General features: G+C 70.5%; 14 protein-coding genes. 5 read left to right on the top strand and 9 right to left on the bottom strand.

The genetic code is table 11. The annotated features are described in order from the left end of the window. Positions 1-49 precede the first annotated feature (49 nt). The 3 genes from FHT38_RS06220 to FHT38_RS06210 all read right to left on the bottom strand — a co-directional run bounded on the left by FHT38_RS06220 (position 50) and on the right by FHT38_RS06210 (position 4,406). Positions 50-2,128, bottom strand: a complete 2,079-nt coding sequence (locus FHT38_RS06220) for a carbon starvation CstA family protein (protein WP_183490705.1) — start codon at positions 2,126-2,128, stop codon at positions 50-52. Positions 2,129-2,322: 194 nt separating this feature from the next. Next, positions 2,323-2,991 (bottom strand): response regulator transcription factor, encoded by a 669-nt coding sequence (locus tag FHT38_RS06215; protein ID WP_147240880.1) that lies wholly within the window; start codon positions 2,989-2,991, stop codon positions 2,323-2,325. Further along, positions 2,988-4,406: a cache domain-containing protein gene (locus FHT38_RS06210; RefSeq protein WP_147240879.1), complete on the bottom strand. Its 1,419-nt coding sequence runs from the start codon at positions 4,404-4,406 to the stop codon at positions 2,988-2,990. Before FHT38_RS06210 ends, FHT38_RS06215 begins: the two co-directional genes overlap by 4 nt. Positions 4,407-4,504: 98 nt before the next feature. Here FHT38_RS06210 and lspA point away from each other — a divergent pair, with 98 nt between their 5' ends. Together lspA and FHT38_RS06200 are read left to right on the top strand one after the other, a co-directional pair. Further along, positions 4,505-5,002: a signal peptidase II gene (lspA, locus tag FHT38_RS06205; RefSeq protein WP_091723555.1), complete on the top strand. Its 498-nt coding sequence runs from the start codon at positions 4,505-4,507 to the stop codon at positions 5,000-5,002. 329 nt (positions 5,003-5,331) lie between these two features. Beyond that, positions 5,332-7,119 carry an ATP-binding protein gene (locus tag FHT38_RS06200; protein WP_183490703.1) on the top strand — a complete coding sequence of 596 codons (1,788 nt, stop codon included), beginning with the start codon at positions 5,332-5,334 and terminating at the stop codon, positions 7,117-7,119. Here the strand turns inward: FHT38_RS06200 and FHT38_RS06195 are convergent. After that, positions 7,099-8,082, bottom strand: coding sequence for a quinone oxidoreductase (locus FHT38_RS06195; protein ID WP_147240877.1), 984 nt, complete (start codon positions 8,080-8,082; stop codon positions 7,099-7,101). The genes FHT38_RS06200 and FHT38_RS06195 overlap by 21 nt on opposite strands. A gap of 95 nt (positions 8,083-8,177) precedes the next feature. Here FHT38_RS06195 and FHT38_RS06190 point away from each other — a divergent pair, with 95 nt between their 5' ends. Then, a complete protein-coding gene (locus FHT38_RS06190; RefSeq protein WP_183490701.1) occupies positions 8,178-9,095 on the top strand; it encodes a DMT family transporter in 918 nt (305 codons plus the stop codon). Positions 9,096-9,116: 21 nt separating this feature from the next. On the opposite strand, the gene FHT38_RS06185 is transcribed toward FHT38_RS06190, so the two are convergent. The 3 genes from FHT38_RS06185 to FHT38_RS06175 form a co-directional block, all read right to left on the bottom strand. Next, positions 9,117-9,389 carry a hypothetical protein gene (locus FHT38_RS06185; RefSeq protein ID WP_183490699.1) on the bottom strand — a complete coding sequence of 91 codons (273 nt, stop codon included), beginning with the start codon at positions 9,387-9,389 and terminating at the stop codon, positions 9,117-9,119. 195 nt (positions 9,390-9,584) lie between these two features. Beyond that, positions 9,585-10,373 (bottom strand): SDR family oxidoreductase, encoded by a 789-nt coding sequence (locus FHT38_RS06180; RefSeq protein WP_183490697.1) that lies wholly within the window; start codon positions 10,371-10,373, stop codon positions 9,585-9,587. Positions 10,374-10,451: 78 nt separating this feature from the next. Further along, on the bottom strand, positions 10,452-11,387 hold the full coding sequence (locus FHT38_RS06175; protein WP_183490695.1) for a DMT family transporter: 936 nt from the start codon (positions 11,385-11,387) through the stop codon (positions 10,452-10,454). A 346-nt stretch (positions 11,388-11,733) separates the two neighbouring features. On the opposite strand from FHT38_RS06175, the gene FHT38_RS06170 reads away from it, so the two are divergent. Beyond that, a complete protein-coding gene (locus tag FHT38_RS06170) occupies positions 11,734-12,759 on the top strand; it encodes a GGDEF domain-containing protein (protein WP_183490693.1) in 1,026 nt (341 codons plus the stop codon). A 67-nt stretch (positions 12,760-12,826) separates the two neighbouring features. Then, the gene (locus FHT38_RS06165) at positions 12,827-14,380 is read left to right on the top strand and encodes an ATP-binding protein (RefSeq protein WP_183478660.1); all 1,554 of its coding nucleotides are present in this window, start codon (positions 12,827-12,829) and stop codon (positions 14,378-14,380) included. 49 nt (positions 14,381-14,429) lie between these two features. On the opposite strand, the gene FHT38_RS06160 is transcribed toward FHT38_RS06165, so the two are convergent. Together FHT38_RS06160 and FHT38_RS06155 are read right to left on the bottom strand one after the other, a co-directional pair. Beyond that, on the bottom strand, positions 14,430-14,651 hold the full coding sequence (locus FHT38_RS06160; protein WP_147241729.1) for a hypothetical protein: 222 nt from the start codon (positions 14,649-14,651) through the stop codon (positions 14,430-14,432). Between the two features lie 256 nt (positions 14,652-14,907). Then, positions 14,908-16,590, bottom strand: coding sequence for an MFS transporter (locus tag FHT38_RS06155; protein WP_217648391.1), 1,683 nt, complete (start codon positions 16,588-16,590; stop codon positions 14,908-14,910). Between the last annotated feature and the right edge of the window lie 184 nt (positions 16,591-16,774).

Genomic DNA, 16,774 nt, shown 5'->3' with positions numbered 1-16,774 from the left:
GTCCGACGCAGCGGACAACGCCGCCTGCGCGGCGTCCGCAGCCACCTGCTTAAGCATGGCCGCCCGCCACCGCGCCCTCAGGCATGCGCTCGAACGGCGTCTCCTGCACCGTGGGCTTGCGCTCGGCACGCGCCTTCAGCACCGCCTTCACGCTGTACACCAGCACGCTGATCACGACGAACATGAAAAGGCCGCACAGCGCAGCATCCAGCCGGTCATTGAAGATCACCCGCTCCATCGCCTCCAGGCTCTTGGCCGGCGCCAGGACCTTGCCCGCCGCCAGGGAGTCAGCGTACTTCGAGGCATGCGCCAGGAAGCCCACCTTCGGATCGGCACTGAAGATCTTCTGCCAGCCCGCCGTCATCGTGCACACCAGCAGCCAGGCCGCCGGCACGATCGTGGTCCACGCGTGACGGTCCTTCTTCATCTTGAACAGCACCACCGTGCCCAGCAGCAGCGCCACCGCCGCCAGCATCTGGTTGGCAATGCCGAACAGCGGCCACAAGGTGTTGATGCCGCCCAGCGGATCCACCACGCCCTGGTACAGGAAGTAGCCCCAGGCCGACACGCACAGGCCCGTGGCGATCAGGTTGGCCGGCAGCGATTCGGTGCGCTTGAGCGCCGGCACGAAGGTGCCCAGCAGGTCCTGCAGCATGAAGCGGCCCGCGCGGGTGCCGGCGTCGACCGCGGTCAGGATGAAGAGCGCCTCGAACAGGATCGCGAAGTGGTACCAGAAGGCCATCATCGCCTTGCCACCCACGACCTGATGCAGGATGTGCGCCATGCCCACCGCCAGCGTCGGAGCGCCACCGGCGCGCGCCAGGATGGTGTTCTCGCCGACGTCCTTGGCGGTCTGCACCAGCATCTCCGGCGTGATCACGAAGCCCCAGGTGGAGAGCGTCGCCGCCACCGTCTCGGGCGTGCTGCCGACCAGCGCGGCCGGGCTGTTCATCGCGAAGTAGACGCCCGGCTCGATGCACGAGGCCGCCACCAGCGCCATCACCGCCACGAAGGATTCGGCCAGCATGCCGCCGTAGCCGATGAAGCGCGCGTTGACCTCGTTGTCCAGCATCTTGGGCGTGGTGCCCGAGCTGATCAGCGCATGGAAGCCCGACACCGCGCCGCAGGCGATGGTGATGAACAGGAAGGGGAACAGGTTGCCCGACCAGACCGGGCCGTTGCCGGCCGCGAACTGGGTGAAGGACGGCATCTGCATCGGCGGGGCGACGACCACGATGCCGATCGCCAGCGCGATGATCGTGCCGATCTTCAGGAAGGTGGAGAGGTAGTCGCGCGGCGCCAGCAGCAGCCACACCGGGATGCAGGCGGCGACGAAGCCGTAGCCGATCAGCATCCACGTCAGCACCTTGCCGTCGTAGGTGAACATCGGCGCCCAGGTCGGGCTCTCATGCACCCACTGGCCGGCGACGATCGCCAGCATCAGCAGCACGAAGCCGATGACGGAGACCTCGCCGATGCGGCCCGGACGGATGAAGCGCAGGTACACACCCATGAACAGCGCGACCGGGATCGTCGCCGCGACGGTGAAGGTGCCCCAGGGCGAGTGCGCCAGCGCCTTCACCACGATCAGCGCCAGCACCGCCAGGATGATGATCATGATCATGAACGCGCCGAACAGCGCGATGACGCCGGGCACCGTGCCCATCTCCTGCTTGACGAGGTCGCCCAGCGAGCGGCCGTCGCGGCGCGTGGAGATGAACAGCACGATGAAGTCCTGCACCGCGCCGGCGAAGATCACGCCGGCCAGGATCCACAGCAGGCCCGGCAGGTAACCCATCTGCGCCGCGAGCACGGGGCCGACCAGCGGGCCCGCGCCGGCGATGGCGGCGAAGTGATGGCCGTACAGGACGTACTTGTGGGTCGGGACGAAGTCCAGCCCGTCGTTGTACTTCCAGGCGGGCGTCTGGCGGGTCGGGTCCAGGCCCAGGACCTTGGTCGCCAGGAAGAGGCTGTAGTAGCGGTAGCCGATGAGGTACACGCAGATCGCGGCGACGACGACCCACAGGGCGCTCACCGCTTCTCCGTTGGCGAGCGCCACGGTGGCCAGGGCGAACGCCCCGAGGATGGCCACGCCCGCCCAGGCGAGGTGGCGACTCAAGTTCGACATCGATGTCTCCTTATTGGGCGCGCACCGACGGACGAGTGGGACCTGGCACGCGAGCTCTGTTTGCCGCGGCAGTTTCCATGCCCGTGCGCTTCCCCACATCCGTCGAGCGGACTAGTCCACCGGCGTAGGAGCGCTTAAGTGGAAACCCTCGGCGGCGCGGCGATCGCCCCTCGGGGCGAGGCCCGCGCAGCCCGTCAGACCTCGTCGCGATGCGGGCCGCGGGCGTGCTCGACCGCGTAGCGGATCAGCTCGGCCTGGCCCTCGAGCTCGAGCTTGCGCTTGATGTTCTGGCGGTGCGTCTCGACGGTCCTCACGGAGAGGTCGAGCGCCTTGGCGATCTGCTTGCTCGATTCGCCGCGGCCGAGCGCGGAGAGGATTTCGCTCTCGCGCGGCGAGAGGATGGGCCGCGGCTGCTGGCTGCGGAACATCCGCTTGGACACGCCCGGGCTGAGGAAGGTGCCGCCCGCCGCCACGGCGTCGATGGCGGCGACGATCTCGCCGGCCGGCGCGTCCTTGAGCACGTAGCCGCGGGCGCCGGCCTGCAGCGCGCGCTGCACGTACTCGGGGTTGTCGTACATGCTGTACATCAGCACGCGCAGCTCGGGCGCGCGCTCCAGCATGGTCTGCGCCAGCTGGATGCCGTTGTGCCCCTTCAGGCCGACGTCCAGCAGCACGACCTCGGGCTGCGTGGCGATGAGCATCATCATGGCCTCCTCCGCGTTGCCGGCCTCGCCGACGACGAGGTAGCGCGGCTCGCCCTGCAGCCGCGAGCGCACGCCCTCGCGCACCAGCGGATGGTCGTCGACCAGCAGGAGGCGCACGGGCGTGGCCGTGCCGGGGGCGGAGAGGCGCTCGGGGCTCATGGGGCGGGATTGTCGCGCGCCAGACGCCGGATCGCCGCGGCGCTCACCAGCGCCTCGATCTGGGTGCCGTGTCCCGGGCTGGTCTGCAGGTCCAGCGCGCCGCCGACCGAGGCCATGCGCTCGCGCATGTTGCGCAGGCCGATGCCCAGCCGGGGATCGGCGCGCTCGGCCGCCTCGGGGTCGAAGCCGTCCCCGTCGTCGAGCACCCGCAGCAGGACGCCGCCGGGCTCGCCGCGCGGATCCTCGGGCGCGAACTCGAGCGCCATCTCGACCCGCGCCGCGCCCGCATGCTTGGCCACGTTCGTCAGCGCCTCCTGCGCGACCCGGAACAGCACCGTGTTGAGCAGCTCCGGCAATTCGCGCGGCTCGCCCGACACGCGCATCGAGACCGGCACCGCGCCGCCCTCGTCGAATTCGCGCGCCAGGTGTTCGAGCGCGGCCGGCAGGCCGAGTGTGTCCAGCAGCGCCGGCCGCAGCCGGTGCGAGAGGCCGCGGACCTCGGTCAGGCTGGCATTCAGGCGCTCCAGCGCGCGGGGCAGCAGCGCGGTCGAGCCGGCCTGCTGCGCCGATTCGATCAGCAGCTTGGTCGACACCAGCGTCTGGCTGACGCCGTCGTGCAGCTCGCGCGAGAGGTGGGCCCGCTCTTCCTCCTGCGAGCGCACCACCTCGTGCGCCAGCGCTCGCAGCTTGGCCTCGGACTGGCGGTGCTCGCTGAGGTTGAGCGCCAGCGCGCAGGCGCTGATCAGCGCCACGCCGAAGAGCGCGATCGCCGCGATGCCCCACATCGTGCGGGCGATGTTGGCCTGCGCCTCCCGGTCGAGCTGCTCCAGCGTCGCGCGGATGCCGTCCAGGTAGAGCCCCGTGCCCAGCATCCAGTTCCAGCGCTCCATCGCCACGACGTAACCGAGCTTGGGCGCGCGCTCGCCGCTGGACGGCTTGCGCCATTCGTAGTCGACATAACCGCCGCCGGCCTTGGCCTGCGCGACCAGCTGCTGGATGGTCGGCCGCCCTTGCGCGTCGCGCAGGCCCCAGAGGTTGCGCCCGACCAGTTCCGGCTGCCGCGAATGCATCAGCACCCGGCCCTGCAGGTCATAGACGAAGAAGTAGCCGTCCTCGCCGTAGTCCAGCGCGGACAGCAGCCGCAGCGCCTCGCGCTTGTCGCGCTCGACGTCGGCGTCGCTGGTCCGGGCGGCCAGCGCGGGCGAGCGCTCGTACAGCGGCTGCAGCGTGCTCACGGCCAGCTCGACGTAATGGCGCAGCTCGTCGCGGCGGGCGTCCATGTAGGCGCGCTGCACGGCGGCATGCTCGCGCTGGAGCAGCTCGCGCTCCTGCTGGCGCACCGCCACCGCGATCAGCAGCAGCGAGGCAACCAGCGGCAGCAGCGCCAGCAGCAGGATCTTCAGGCGGAGTCTCATCGGGTCCTCTTCGGGCCCGCACTGTAGCCGCACGGCGCGCCCGTGGCGGACGCTACAGTTGCGGGTTTCGCGCCCGCGCCTTCCCTCCCGCAGCAGCCATGGCCACCAAGTCCCCGTCCTCGTCGAACAACCGCCTGATCCAGTGGCTGGCCATCGCCCTGCTGGTGATCGTGGCCGATCAGTTCACCAAGGTCCTGATCCTGCACAGCTTCCAGTACGGGGACAGCCACTACGTCCTGCCCTTCTTCAACCTGGTGCGGGTCCACAACACCGGCGCGGCCTTCAGCTTCCTGGCCGGCGCCTCGGGCTGGCAGCGCTGGTTCTTCGTCGGCCTGGGCGTGGCCGCCGCGGTCTTCATCATCTGGATGCTGCGCCGCCACGGCCACCAGACCCAGTTCGCCTGGGCCCTCAGCCTGATCCTGGGCGGCGCGGTGGGCAACATCGTCGACCGGCTGCTGCATGGCTACGTCGTCGACTTCATCCAGCTGCACTGGGCCGGCTGGTACTACCCGTCGTTCAACATCGCCGACAGCGCCATCACCATCGGCGCCGTCCTGCTGATCTGGGACGAGCTGCGCCGCGTCAAGCGCGGCTGATCCGCGCCCTGCCCCCTCCACCCCAGGGTTCCTCCGGAGAAACGAGGCTGGCGTTCCGGCGCCCGCCTGCGTAGCCTTGTCGACATCGAGGGCCGCGTCACGCATGCGCGGCTCGGAGGGACTCCACCGGGCGACATCGGCCCGCCATCCGGCGAGCGCCGCGGCAGTGCGCGCGCGACGCGACGGCGGGCGCTCTTCACGCACTGGCGCGGGGCCGCGCACGGCCGCGCGGGGGACGTGACGAAGTGGACATCGCGACCATGGACAGGACACGGCCGGCGGCGACAATCCGCTGCGACCAAACGTAACCAGAACAGGGCCTCGCCCCCATGCTCGACTTCTCCTGCCTGACCCACTATGACTGGCTCGATGTGCCCATGTGGGTCTACGACCAGGAGCGTCAGCGCAACCTGTGGGCCAACGCCGCGGCGCTGGCCTTCTGGCGGGCGGACAACGCCGAGGAGTTCCTCTCCCGCGACCTCAGCGACATGAGCCCCTCGGTGGCCGAGCGGCTGGCCGTGACCGCCGCCGACCACACCCAGGGCAAGCTCGTGCGCGAGCAGTGGACGCTCTACCCCAAGGGCCAGCCCACCACGGTGATGCTGGTCTCCCGCGGCATCCGCACCCCCGACAAGCGCCAGGTGATGCTGTTCGCCGCCGACTCGCTGGTGAGCGGCGTCGACAAGAGCCTGCTGCGCGGCGTCGAGGCGCTGCAGCACACCTCGGTGCGCATCGCCGTGTTCTCGCTGCGAGACGGCAGCGTGCTGATGCGCAACCCGGCCGCGGCGATGTGCTTCAACGGCCTGCGCAAGACCATCGGCGCGACCGACTTCAGCGCCATCTTCCCCGAGCCCGACCTGGCGCGCCGCATCATGGCGCAGGTGCGTGGCGGCCAGACCTTCGGCGCCGAACTCGAGATCAACACCGCCAACGGCCGACGCTGGCATGCCGTCGACGCGCGACCGATGCGCGATCCCGTCAGCGGCGAGGTGGTGCTGCAGCTCAACGCCCGCGACATCGGCGACTTCAAGGCGACGCAGGCGCAGCTGGAGGCCGCGCGCGAAGCCGCCGAGGCCGCCAGCCAGGCCAAGAGCTCCTTCCTGGCCAACATGAGCCACGAGATCCGCACGCCCATGAATGGCGTGCTGGGCCTGACCGAGCTGGTGCTGCAGACCGAGCTCAACGAGCGCCAGCGCAAGTTCATCGAACTCGCGCACAGCTCGGCCAAGGGCCTGATGGTCATCATCAACGACCTGCTGGACATCGCGAAGATCGAGGCCGGCCGCGTGATCATCGACCAGGCCCCGTTCAGCCTGCACGACTGCCTGCGCGAGGCGCTGCATCCGCTGCTGCTGCAGGCGCACGAGAAGGGCCTGCAACTGCATGCGCGGGTGCAGCCCGGCGTGCCGCAGCACCTGCTGGGCGATGCGCTGCGGCTGCGCCAGATCCTGGTGAACCTGGTCGGCAATGCGCTCAAGTTCACCGAGCGCGGCGAGGTCCGCGTCGACATCCAGCGCATCGACGCCGACGAGCCGCTCCACGCCGGCCCGCTGCGGCTGCGCATCGCGGTGCATGACACCGGCATCGGCATGACGCGCGAGCAGATCGCGCAGATCTTCAGCCCCTTCACGCAGGCCGACGGCAGCATCACGCGCCGCTACGGCGGCACCGGCCTGGGCCTGACCATCGTCAAGCGCCTGGTCGAGCTGATGGGCGGCGAGGTGCAGGTGGAAAGCCAGCCCGGCGCCGGTTCCTGCTTCAGCTTCGAGGTCAAGGTCTCGCAGCCGCTGGTGCTGGACGAGGTGCTGCGCACCGAGACCGTGGACGTCGATGTCCACGAGACGACCGCCGGGGCGCTCGACGACGAGACCGCCACCGACTTCGGCGCGGACACCGTGCCGGCGGGGCTCGACGAGCTGCCGCCGCCGCGCCGCGTCGTCACCGACGCGGGCGGTCCGCAGGCGCTCGCGGACAAGCGCCGGGCCACGCTGACACCGACGCGGACCGACGCGCGGGACGAGCGCAGCGCCAACGAGGCGCTGCTCGACGCGGAGACGGTGGCCGCCGACCTCGACGGCCCGATCACCGCGTCCGGTTCAAACCAGCAGCACGCCTGAGCCGGTGGTCGTGCGGGCCTCCAGCTCGCGATGGGCGCGCTGGACCTCGTCGAACGGATAACGCTGCTCGACCTCGATCCGCACCGCGCCGCGCTCGACCGCGGCGAACAGGTCGCCGGCGATCTCCTGCGTGGTCTCGAGCGAATCGAGGTGCACGAACAGCGAGGGCCGCGTGAGGTACAGCGCCTTGGCCGACAGCGCGCCCAGCGCCACCGGCGGGACCACGCCCGAGGCATTGCCGAAGCTCACCATCAGCCCGAACGGCCGCAGGCTGGCCAGCGAGCCTTCCCAGGTGGAGGCGCCGACCGAGTCGTAGACCACCTTCACGCCGCGGCCGCCGGTGATCTCCTTGACCCGCTCGGCGAAGTTCTCGGTCGCGTAGTTGATCGCGAACTCGGCGCCGTGGTCGAGCGCCAGGCGGCACTTGGCGTCGCTGCCGGCGGTGGCGATCAGCCGCAGCCCCAGCGCCTTGGCCCATTGGCAGGCGATCAGCCCGACGCCGCCCGCCGCCGCGTGGAAGAGCACGTGGTCGCCCGGCTGCAAGCCGCCCTGCGGCAGCGTGCGGCGCAACAGGTACTGCACCGTCATGCCCTTGAGCATCATCGCGGCGCCCTGCTCGAAGCTCAGGAAGTCCGGCAGCTTCACGACGCAGCGGGCCGGCATCACGCGCGCGGTCGCGTAGGCGCCGATGGGCTGGCTCGCATACGCGGCGCGGTCACCGGGGCGCAGGTGGGTGACGCCCTCGCCCACCGCCTCGACGATGCCCGCGCCTTCCATGCCCAGGCCGCTGGGCAAGGGCAGCGGATAGACGCCGCTGCGGTGGTAGATGTCGATGTAGTTCAGGCCGCAGGCCGCGTGGCGGATGCGGATCTCGCCCGGGCCGGGGTCGCCGACCTGGACCGGCTCGATCGTCAGGACTTCCGGTCCACCAGCTTGCGAGATGCGCACGGCTCTGTCGCTCATCGGGGTTCTCCTCATGGGGGGATGTCGCTCGCGCGTCGCCCGACGCGTCGATTGCGGCTATCGTGCCAGCCTCCCGACCGACGCGCATCGCCGCGATGAGCTTGACCCCACGCCTGGCCCTGATGCTGACCCTGCCCCCGCTGCTGTGGGCCGGCAACGCCGTGGTCGGGCGCTCGGTCGGCCCGCTGGTGCCGCCGCTGCTGCTCAACGCGATGCGCTGGACGCTGGCCTTCGCCCTGCTGCTGCTGATCGCCCGCCCGGCGCGCGCGCTGCTGCAAGACCTGGCCCCGCTGCGGGCCCGCTGGGGCTACTTCGCGCTGACCGGGCTGCTGGGCATGGGCTGCTACAACGCGCTGCAGTACCAGGCGCTGCACAGCTCCACCGCGCTCAACGTGACGCTGATCGCCGCCAGCCTGCCGGTGTGGATGCTGGCGGTGGGCGCGCTGCTCTATCGCGTCTGGCCGACGCGCCGCCAGCTCGCCGGGGCGCTGCTGTCGCTCGGCGGCGTCGCGCTGGTGATCTCGCGCGGGCACCTGGATCGCCTGGCGCAGGTGCAGTTCGTGCGGGGCGACCTGCTGATGCTGCTGGCCGTGCTGACCTGGGCCTTCTACAGCTGGCTGCTGGCGCGGCCGCCCGCCCACATGCAGGGCGAGCGCCGGCCCGACTGGGACTGGTCCGCGCTGCTGATGGCGCAGATGCTGTTCGGGCTGGTCTTCAGCTGGGCCTCGGCCGGCGCGGAGCAGGCCATCGGCGTGCCCCCGGTGCGCTGGGGCTGGCCGATGGCGGCGGCACTGGTCTACGTGGCGGTCGGGCCGTCGCTGATCGCCTACCGCTGCTGGGGGCTGGGCGTCGCGCAAGCGGGGCCGACGCTGGCCGCCTTCTTCGGCAACCTGACGCCGGTGTTCGCGGCGCTGATGTCGGCGGCGCTGCTGGGCGAATGGCCGGCCTGGTTCCACGGCGCGGCCTTCGCGCTGATCGCGGCGGGGATCGTGGTGTCCTCGGGCCGGCGCTGAAGTCGGAAGCCGCTCGCGGCGTCACGGCGCCAGCGGCACCCACACGCCGTTGAGGACCAGACCGCGCGGCGCCGTCCGGGCCGGTTCACGGGGCACCGCGCTCACGTCCCGCGCTTCGACGTCGACGACGTCCCGCTCCGCTCGCCCCATCAGGCGCGTCGACCTGCCGATCGCATCGCCGGCACCGACGCGCGCGCGGCGCTCGACGCGCTCCAAACGCACGATGCGTTCGACACGCTCGACGCGTTCGACGCATTCAATGCGCTCGACGATCTCGATCCGGTCGGGGGGCATGGGGACGATCCGACGCCGAAAGGCGGGGTGGTGACGACCGGGCCATTCTTCGGCGCCGACCGGATCGGTTCCATCCCCTTCATGCGCCAAATGCGCGATCTACCCACCTCTCTAGGTGGGCGACTAGCAATGGCTTGCTAGTCCGCCACTCGATACGCGGCCCCCCGCTCCAGACGGGGCCGAATCACTCCCGCTTCAGAAGGTGCCCGGATAGGCACCGCCGTCCAGCAGGATGTTCTGCCCGGTCAGGTAGCCGGCGTGGGCCGAGCACATCAGCGCGCAGATCGCGCCGAACTCCGCGGCGCTGCCGAAGCGCTGGGCCGGGATCGCGCCCATGCGCTTGGCGCGCACGTCGTCGATCGGCTGGCCGGACTTCTGCGCGCCGGCGGCCAGGGTCTTCTGCAGGCGTTCGGTATCGAAGGCGCCCGGCAGCAGGTTGTTGATCGTGACGTTGCGGCCGGCGATGCGCGGCTGGCGCGCGATGCCCGCGACGAAGCCGGTCAGGCCGGAGCGGGCGCCGTTGGACAGCCCCAGCACGTCGATCGGCGCCTTCACCGCGCCGGAGGTGATGTTGACGATGCGGCCGAAGCCGCGATCGGCCATCTGGTCGACCGTCGCCTTGATCAGCGCGATCGGCGTCAGCATGTTGGCGTCCAGCGCGGCGAGCCACTGTTCGCGGTCCCAGTCGCGGAAATCCCCGGGCGGCGGACCGCCGGCGTTGTTGACCAGGATGTCGACGCGCGGCGCCGCGGCCAGCGCGGCGGCGCGGCCGGCCTCGGTGGCGATGTCGCCCGCGACGGCCACGACCTGCACGGCCGGGTTGATCGCGCGCAGCCGCGCGGCCTGCGCCTGCAGGGCTTCCTCGCCGCGCGCGGTGATCACCACATTGACGCCCTCAGCGGCCAGCGCCTCGGCGCAGCCCGCGCCCAGGCCCTTCGAGGCCGCGCATATCAGGGCCCACTTGCCCGAAAGTCCCAAGTCCATGTCGATCTCCGTCGTCGTATCGATGCCGGCGCGATTGTGCCGAGAACTTCCTCTCCCCAAGAGGAGAGGGGAAGAGAGTCACCGACGCTGGCGCGCCAGCAGCCACACGCCGCCCAGCACCAGCACCGTGCCCGCGACGACCCAGCCGGTGAGCGGCTCGTCGAGGATGAGCACGCCCATCAATATCGTGGACATGGGCCCCACCATGCCGGTCTGCGCGGCGACACCCGCCCCCAGGCGCTCGATGGCCATCATCACCATCAGCACCGGCGCGAAGGTGCAGGCCAGCGCGTTCAGCGCCGACAGCCACCACACCGCCGGCGCCAGTTCCGCCAGACCCGACACCGGCCGCGTCAGCAGGAACTGCGCGATGCAGAAGCCGCAGGCCACCGAGGTCGCCAGGCCGGTGAGCCTCATCGCACCGAGGCGCTGGACCCATTCCCCGCTGTAGACCAGATAGAGCGCATAGGACACCGCGCTGCCGAAGACCAACGCGCCGCCGAGCCACACGTTGGCGCCCGCGACCTGGAGCTCATGCCCGAACACCAGCAGCACGCCGGCGTAGCTCACGGCGAGCGCGCCGGCCTGGCGCAGCGTCACGCGGCGACCGAACATCGCCCACGACAGCAGCAGCACCAGGGTCGGGTTGAGGTAGAGGATGAGGCGCTCGAAGCTGGCGCTGACGTAGGCCAGGCCGGCGAAGTCCAGGAAGCTGGCCAGGTAGTAGCCGCTGAAGCCCAGGCCCAGCACCGCGAGCTTCTCGCGCCCCGTCAGCGCGGGCTTGCCGCGGCCGGCCCACCAGGCCAGCGCGAGGAACAGCGGCAGCGCCAGCAGCATGCGCAGCATCAGCAGCGTGATCGCGTCGACGCCATGGCGGTAGGCGAGCTTCACGATGATGGCCTTGCCGGAGAAGCCGATCGCGCCGCCGACGGCCAGCATCAGGCCCGGCAGCGGCGCGCGCGCGCCGTGGGGATCGGGACGGGCGACCGGGACCGCCGGTGTGGGACTGCTCATGGCGGACGATTCTAGGAATCGAGGCCGGCCCCGCTTTCGCGAAGGGGCAATGGATGATTGCCAGCCGTTCGTCCCTGTCCGCACCGCGCCCGTCGTCCTCGCCCTTCGCCCTCGCCGAGCCGCTGGTGCCACGCGCGCCGCGCTCGTGTCCCCTCCCCTGTCCCTTCCCGCGTGAATAGTTGTGCCGCCTGCCGCCGCCGTGCGGTGGCGTGCTCAAGACCTGCCCCCGCACGCCGATGACCGGAAGCGCCTGCCGCCATCGAGCGGGAGCGCCGTGGGGATGGCAACGACAAGGGGCAGCGCGCCGACGGGCGCGACAAGGCCTCGGACCTGAGAGGGACCCTGCATGAGATACACCGAGAGCATCGCCGCCAGCGCGCAGGCGCTGCGCGCCGCCTTGCCGCTGATGTCGAGGCAGCGCGCGGCGCTGCACCCCGTCACCTACGCGGTCTGGTACGAGCACGTGACCGCGATGAACGGCGCGCTGAGCCGCGAACTGATGAACCTCACCCAGGACGGCGCGACGCTGGACGAGCCGCAGACCTGGGCGCTCTATCGCCGGCACATCGCCGAGCTGGACGAGCAGATGGCCGCGACGCTGGCGCGGGACGTCGGCGAGGTGCTGCGCGGCGTGTCCGACTGCACCGACCAGGCCGGCCAGCAGGTGCAGCACTACGCACGCGCGCTGCAGGGCTGGGAGCGCGCGCTGCGCGAGGCCGCGCCGGGCCAGCACGTGGCGGTGCTGGCCGCCGCGCTGCAGGGCACGCGGGACATGCGCCACGCGGTCGACAGCCTGGCGACTCGCCTGGAGGCCAGCCGCCAGGAGGTGGCCACGCTGCGCCAGGAGGTCCACCGCGCCCGCAGCGAGGCACTGCTGGATCCGCTCACCGGGCTGAGCAACCGCCGCGGCTTCGACCGCGCCCTGGCCGACTGCGTGCGTTGCCCCGAGGCCGGCACGCCGACCGCGCCCTGCCTGCTGCTCGGCGACGTGGACGACTTCGCCGCCCTGCGCGAGCGCCTCGGCCCGGCGCGCCTGGACGAGGCGCTGCGCCAGGTCGCCAACACGGTGCGCAGCATCGCGCAGAGCCACCACTTGGCCGCGCGCCTGGAAGACGACGGGTTCGCGCTGCTGATCCCGGGCGCCGGCCTGCACGAGGCCTACACCCTGGCCGAGCAGCTGCGGCACGGCGTCGGGCAGCTGCAGGCGGACGCGGAGCGCCGGCTCAGCCTCTCGCTGGGCGTCACGCAGCTGGGCGACGGCGAGACGGCGCGCGACTTCCTCGGCCGCGCCGACCAGGCGCTGCGCTCATCCCGCGCGCAGGGCCGCAACCGGGTCACCGTGCTGGCCGCGGATGAGCGTTTCGCCGCATGAGGCCGCCTTCCCCGGTGCGTATCATCGGCCGTCACAAGGGTGGGACAGAGGGACGGACGTGGCCCTGATGAAGACTTCGTTGCGCAGCGCCGTGATCCTGGCGCTGCTGGTGGGCCTGGCCCTGCCGACCGGCGGCGTGCTGCTGTACGAGCAGCAGCTCAGCCGCCGCGTCGTGATGGAGGACCTGCAGCGCGACCTGTCGCGCGTGTCGGAGGTGCTGGCGCTGTCGCTGGCCGAGCCGATCTGGCAGGTCTCGCCCGACCTGGCCGAACCCATGGTCAAGGCGCAAGTGGAGGACCCGCGCTTCGTCTCGGTCGTCGTGACCGAGAACTCCGCCCAGCAGGCCTTCGTCGAGTTCCACCGCGGCTCGCCCGACGACGCGATGACGCTCAGCGAGACCCGCACGGTGATGCGCGACGGCCGCGAGATCGCCAAGCTCACCGTCGTCATGAGCGCCGAGCCGCTGATGGCGCGCAAGCGCGCCGACCTGTGGAACGCGCTGTGGCGCAGCCTGCTGACGCTGACGGTGTCGCTGGCGCTGATCCTGGTCGTCATGCAGCGCCGCGTGCTGCGCCCGATCGATCGCCTGTCCGGCGCGGCCGACGAACTGGCCTCCGGCCAGCTCGACAAGCCGCTGGAGCTCGGCGGCGAGGACGAGATCGCGCGCGTCGGCAAGGCGATGGAGCGCATGCGGCTGGCGCTGCTCAAGGCCTTCGACGACCTGCGCGGCCATGCCAGCACGCTCGAGGACCAGGTGGCGCAGCGCACCGCGCAGCTGACCGAGGCCAACGCCGAGCTGACGCAGGCGCTGGCCAACCTCAAGACCGCGCAGCGCGAGCTGGTGGAGTCGGAGAAGCTCGCTTCGCTGGGCCGCCTGGTGGCCGGCGTCGCGCATGAGCTGAACACGCCGCTGGGCAACGCGCTGACCGTGGTCTCCGCGCTGGAGGACCGCTGGAACAAGCTCGACCGCATGCTGGCCGACAACACGCCGATGCGCCGCAGCCAGCTCGAGGAACTCGTCAAGGACACGCGCCGCGGCCAGGACATCCTGCACCGCAACGTGCAGAAGGCCGCCGACCTGGTGCGCGACTTCAAGCAGGTCGCCATCGACCAGACCAGCGACACGCGCCGCGACTTCGAGCTGAGCCAGGTGGTCGAGGACGTGCTTGTCATGGTCGAGCCCAGCTTCAAGCACACGCCCTTGCGCATCGTCACCGAGCTGCGGGAAGACCTGCGCATGAACAGCTATCCCGGCGCGCTCGGCCAGGTGCTGACCAACCTGCTGATGAATGCGCTGGTGCATGCCTTCGAGGGCAGCGAGCGCGGCCAGGTGACCGTCAGCTGCCACCGGCTCGACGACGGCCAGGTGGAGCTCAGCGTCAGCGACGACGGGCGCGGCATGGACGCCTCGGTCGTGCGGCGCATCTTCGATCCGTTCTTCACGACCAAGCTCGGCAAGGGCGGCTCGGGCCTGGGCATGCACATCGTCCACAACATCGTGACGAATGTGCTGGGCGGGCAGATCGAGGTGATCTCGCAGCCCGAGGAAGGCACGCGCATGGTGATGCGCCTGCCGGTCGACGCGCCGCTGCGCGCCACCGGCGAGGAACGGATCGCCTGATCCGTCCTCCGTTCGCGGACGTCGCGGACGTCGCCGACGCCGCCTACGTTTACTGCGAAGCGCCCGACGCGGCCGCCGAAGCCGCCTGGGTGGGCAGCGCGGCGGACGCCGCCGCGATCGCGGCCGAGGCCGCGTCGCTCGCCGCCTGATCGACGTGGCCGCCGGTCACATCGTGCTTCTCGCCCGTCAGGTCGATGTTGCCGCCGCTCTTCATCAGCACGAACAGGGCCACCGCGGCGAAGACGATGAATCCAAGGACGAGTTTCCACATGGCTGCGAGTTTCCTTCTTGAGGTTGCCGGTCACGACGGTCGACCGGGTTGGCGGCCATTGTGGAAAGCCAGCCTGACATCAGGCTGAGCGCCGCTTCGGCCGCGCCGATGCGGGCCATCGCAAAGGCGATCGCAAAGGCCATCGCAGGGGCGACCGGACCGGCCGCCGGCGCCATGAAAAAGGGCGGCCCGAAGGCCGCCCTGGTCGTCGAGGGGACGGGCGCCGCGCGCCGCGTCCCTCGTCCGTGCCGCGCGTTCAGTCGCGGGCGTAGATGTCCACGTCCTTGGTTTCGCGCACGAACAGCAGGCCGACCACCAGGGTGAGCGCGGCGATGCCGATCGGGTACCAGAGGCCGTGATAGATGTTGCCGTTCTGGGCCACCATCGCGAAGCTGATCGACGGCAGCAGGCCGCCGAACCAGCCGTTGCCGATGTGGTACGGCAGGCTCATCGAGGTGTAGCGGATCCGGGTCGGGAACAGCTCGACCAGCATCGCGGCGATCGGGCCGTAGACCATGGTCACGTACAGCACCAGCACGCTCAGGATCGCGACCACCAGCGGCGTGTTGATCTTGGCCGGATCGGCCTTGGACGGATAACCGGCCGCCTTCATCGCCTCGCCCAGTTCCTTCTTGAACGCGGCGATCTTCTTGGTGCTGTCCTCGTCGAACTTGTGCCCGCCCGCGGTCAGCGTGGCGCTGGGCGCCTCGATGACCTTGTCGCCCACCTTCACCTGGCCGGAGCCGGCGGCGCCGGGCACGGTCTCATAGTTCGCCGCGGCCTGCGCCAGCGCGCGCTTGGCGATGTCGCAGGGCGTGGTGAAGTCCACGTCGCGCGCCACCGGGCTGCCCTGGAAGGAGCACTGCGCCGGGTCGGTCGTCAGCGTGATCTGCGCGGTGGCCTGGGCCTTGGCCAGGTCCGGGTTGGCCGCGTTGGTCAGCGCCTTGAACAGCGGGAAGTAGGTCAGGATCGCCAGCAGCAGGCCGGCCATGATGATGGGCTTGCGGCCGATGCGGTCCGACAGCGTGCCGAACACGACGAAGAACGGCGTGCCGATCAGCAGCGCGACGGCCACCATGATGTTGGCCGCGGCCGGGTCGACCTTGACCACGCTCTGCAGGAAGAACAGCGCGTAGAACTGGCCCGTGTACCAGACCACGCCCTGGCCGGCGACCAGGCCGAACAGCGCCAGCAGCACGATCTTCAGGTTCTTCCACTGGCCGAAGGACTCGGACAGCGGCGCCTTGGAGGTCTTGCCCTCGGACTTCATCTTCTGGAAGGCGGGCGACTCGTTCATCGACAGCCGGATCCACACGCTGATGGCCAGCAGCAGGATGGAGACGATGAACGGGATGCGCCAGCCCCAGGCCGCGAAGGTCGCCTCGCCGAGCGCCGTGCGGGTGCCCAGGATGACGATCAGCGACAGGAACAGGCCCAGCGTCGCCGTGGTCTGGATCCACGAGGTGTACGCGCCGCGCTTGCCGTGCGGGGCGTGCTCGGCGACGTAGGTCGCGGCACCGCCGTACTCGCCGCCCAGCGCCAGGCCTTGCAGCAGGCGCAGGCCGACCAGGATCACCGCGGCGGCGGGACCGATGGTTTCATAGGTGGGCAGCACGCCGACGATGAAGGTCGACAGGCCCATGATCAGGATGGTCACCAGGAAGGTGTACTTGCGGCCGATCATGTCGCCCAGGCGGCCGAACACCAGCGCGCCGAACGGACGCACGATGAAGCCGGCGGCGAAGGCCATCAGCGAGGCGATGAACTGGGCCGTGGGATCCAGGCCGGTGAAGAACTGCTTGCCGATGATCGCGGCGAGCGAGCCGTACAGGTAGAAGTCGTACCACTCGAACACCGTACCCAGCGACGAGGCGAAGATGACCTTCTTCTCCTCCGCTGTCATCGGCGCATTGGTGGTCACTGCGCTTGCAGTTGCCATGGGGTTGTCTCCTCGATTCCCAGAACCATCGACCGATGGCCCTTGGGGCGGGACTATCCGAGCGCGCTCTGACCCGTTTCTGACGGCATCCTTGCCTCAGGCTGACAAACTCCGGCGTAACCCGGAGTCGGGATTTCTCGATGCGGAATTTCGAAGCCTGTGCGCCGCATCAAAGGGTATGTCC

Origin of the sequence: Mitsuaria sp. BK041 (assembly GCF_014193085.1) — a bacterium.
In the GTDB taxonomy this organism is placed as follows: Bacteria; Pseudomonadota; Gammaproteobacteria; order Burkholderiales; family Burkholderiaceae_C; genus Roseateles.
The sequence above is the reverse complement of the archived record's forward strand: the minus strand, read 5'-3'. Positions and strand labels throughout refer to the sequence as shown.

What these genes read in the sequence shown, in the direction of transcription:
- FHT38_RS06220 (WP_183490705.1), bottom strand. Translation starts at nt 2,128, where the DNA reads ATGTCGAACTTGAGTCGCCACCTCGCCTGGGCGGGCGTGGCCATCCTC.
- FHT38_RS06215 (WP_147240880.1), bottom strand. Translation starts at nt 2,991, where the DNA reads ATGAGCCCCGAGCGCCTCTCCGCCCCCGGCACGGCCACGCCCGTGCGC.
- FHT38_RS06210 (WP_147240879.1), bottom strand. Translation starts at nt 4,406, where the DNA reads ATGAGACTCCGCCTGAAGATCCTGCTGCTGGCGCTGCTGCCGCTGGTT.
- lspA (WP_091723555.1), top strand. Translation starts at nt 4,505, where the DNA reads ATGGCCACCAAGTCCCCGTCCTCGTCGAACAACCGCCTGATCCAGTGG.
- FHT38_RS06200 (WP_183490703.1), top strand. Translation starts at nt 5,332, where the DNA reads ATGCTCGACTTCTCCTGCCTGACCCACTATGACTGGCTCGATGTGCCC.
- FHT38_RS06195 (WP_147240877.1), bottom strand. Translation starts at nt 8,082, where the DNA reads ATGAGCGACAGAGCCGTGCGCATCTCGCAAGCTGGTGGACCGGAAGTC.
- FHT38_RS06190 (WP_183490701.1), top strand. Translation starts at nt 8,178, where the DNA reads ATGAGCTTGACCCCACGCCTGGCCCTGATGCTGACCCTGCCCCCGCTG.
- FHT38_RS06185 (WP_183490699.1), bottom strand. Translation starts at nt 9,389, where the DNA reads ATGCCCCCCGACCGGATCGAGATCGTCGAGCGCATTGAATGCGTCGAA.
- FHT38_RS06180 (WP_183490697.1), bottom strand. Translation starts at nt 10,373, where the DNA reads ATGGACTTGGGACTTTCGGGCAAGTGGGCCCTGATATGCGCGGCCTCG.
- FHT38_RS06175 (WP_183490695.1), bottom strand. Translation starts at nt 11,387, where the DNA reads ATGAGCAGTCCCACACCGGCGGTCCCGGTCGCCCGTCCCGATCCCCAC.
- FHT38_RS06170 (WP_183490693.1), top strand. Translation starts at nt 11,734, where the DNA reads ATGAGATACACCGAGAGCATCGCCGCCAGCGCGCAGGCGCTGCGCGCC.
- FHT38_RS06165 (WP_183478660.1), top strand. Translation starts at nt 12,827, where the DNA reads ATGAAGACTTCGTTGCGCAGCGCCGTGATCCTGGCGCTGCTGGTGGGC.
- FHT38_RS06160 (WP_147241729.1), bottom strand. Translation starts at nt 14,651, where the DNA reads ATGTGGAAACTCGTCCTTGGATTCATCGTCTTCGCCGCGGTGGCCCTG.
- FHT38_RS06155 (WP_217648391.1), bottom strand. Translation starts at nt 16,590, where the DNA reads ATGGCAACTGCAAGCGCAGTGACCACCAATGCGCCGATGACAGCGGAG.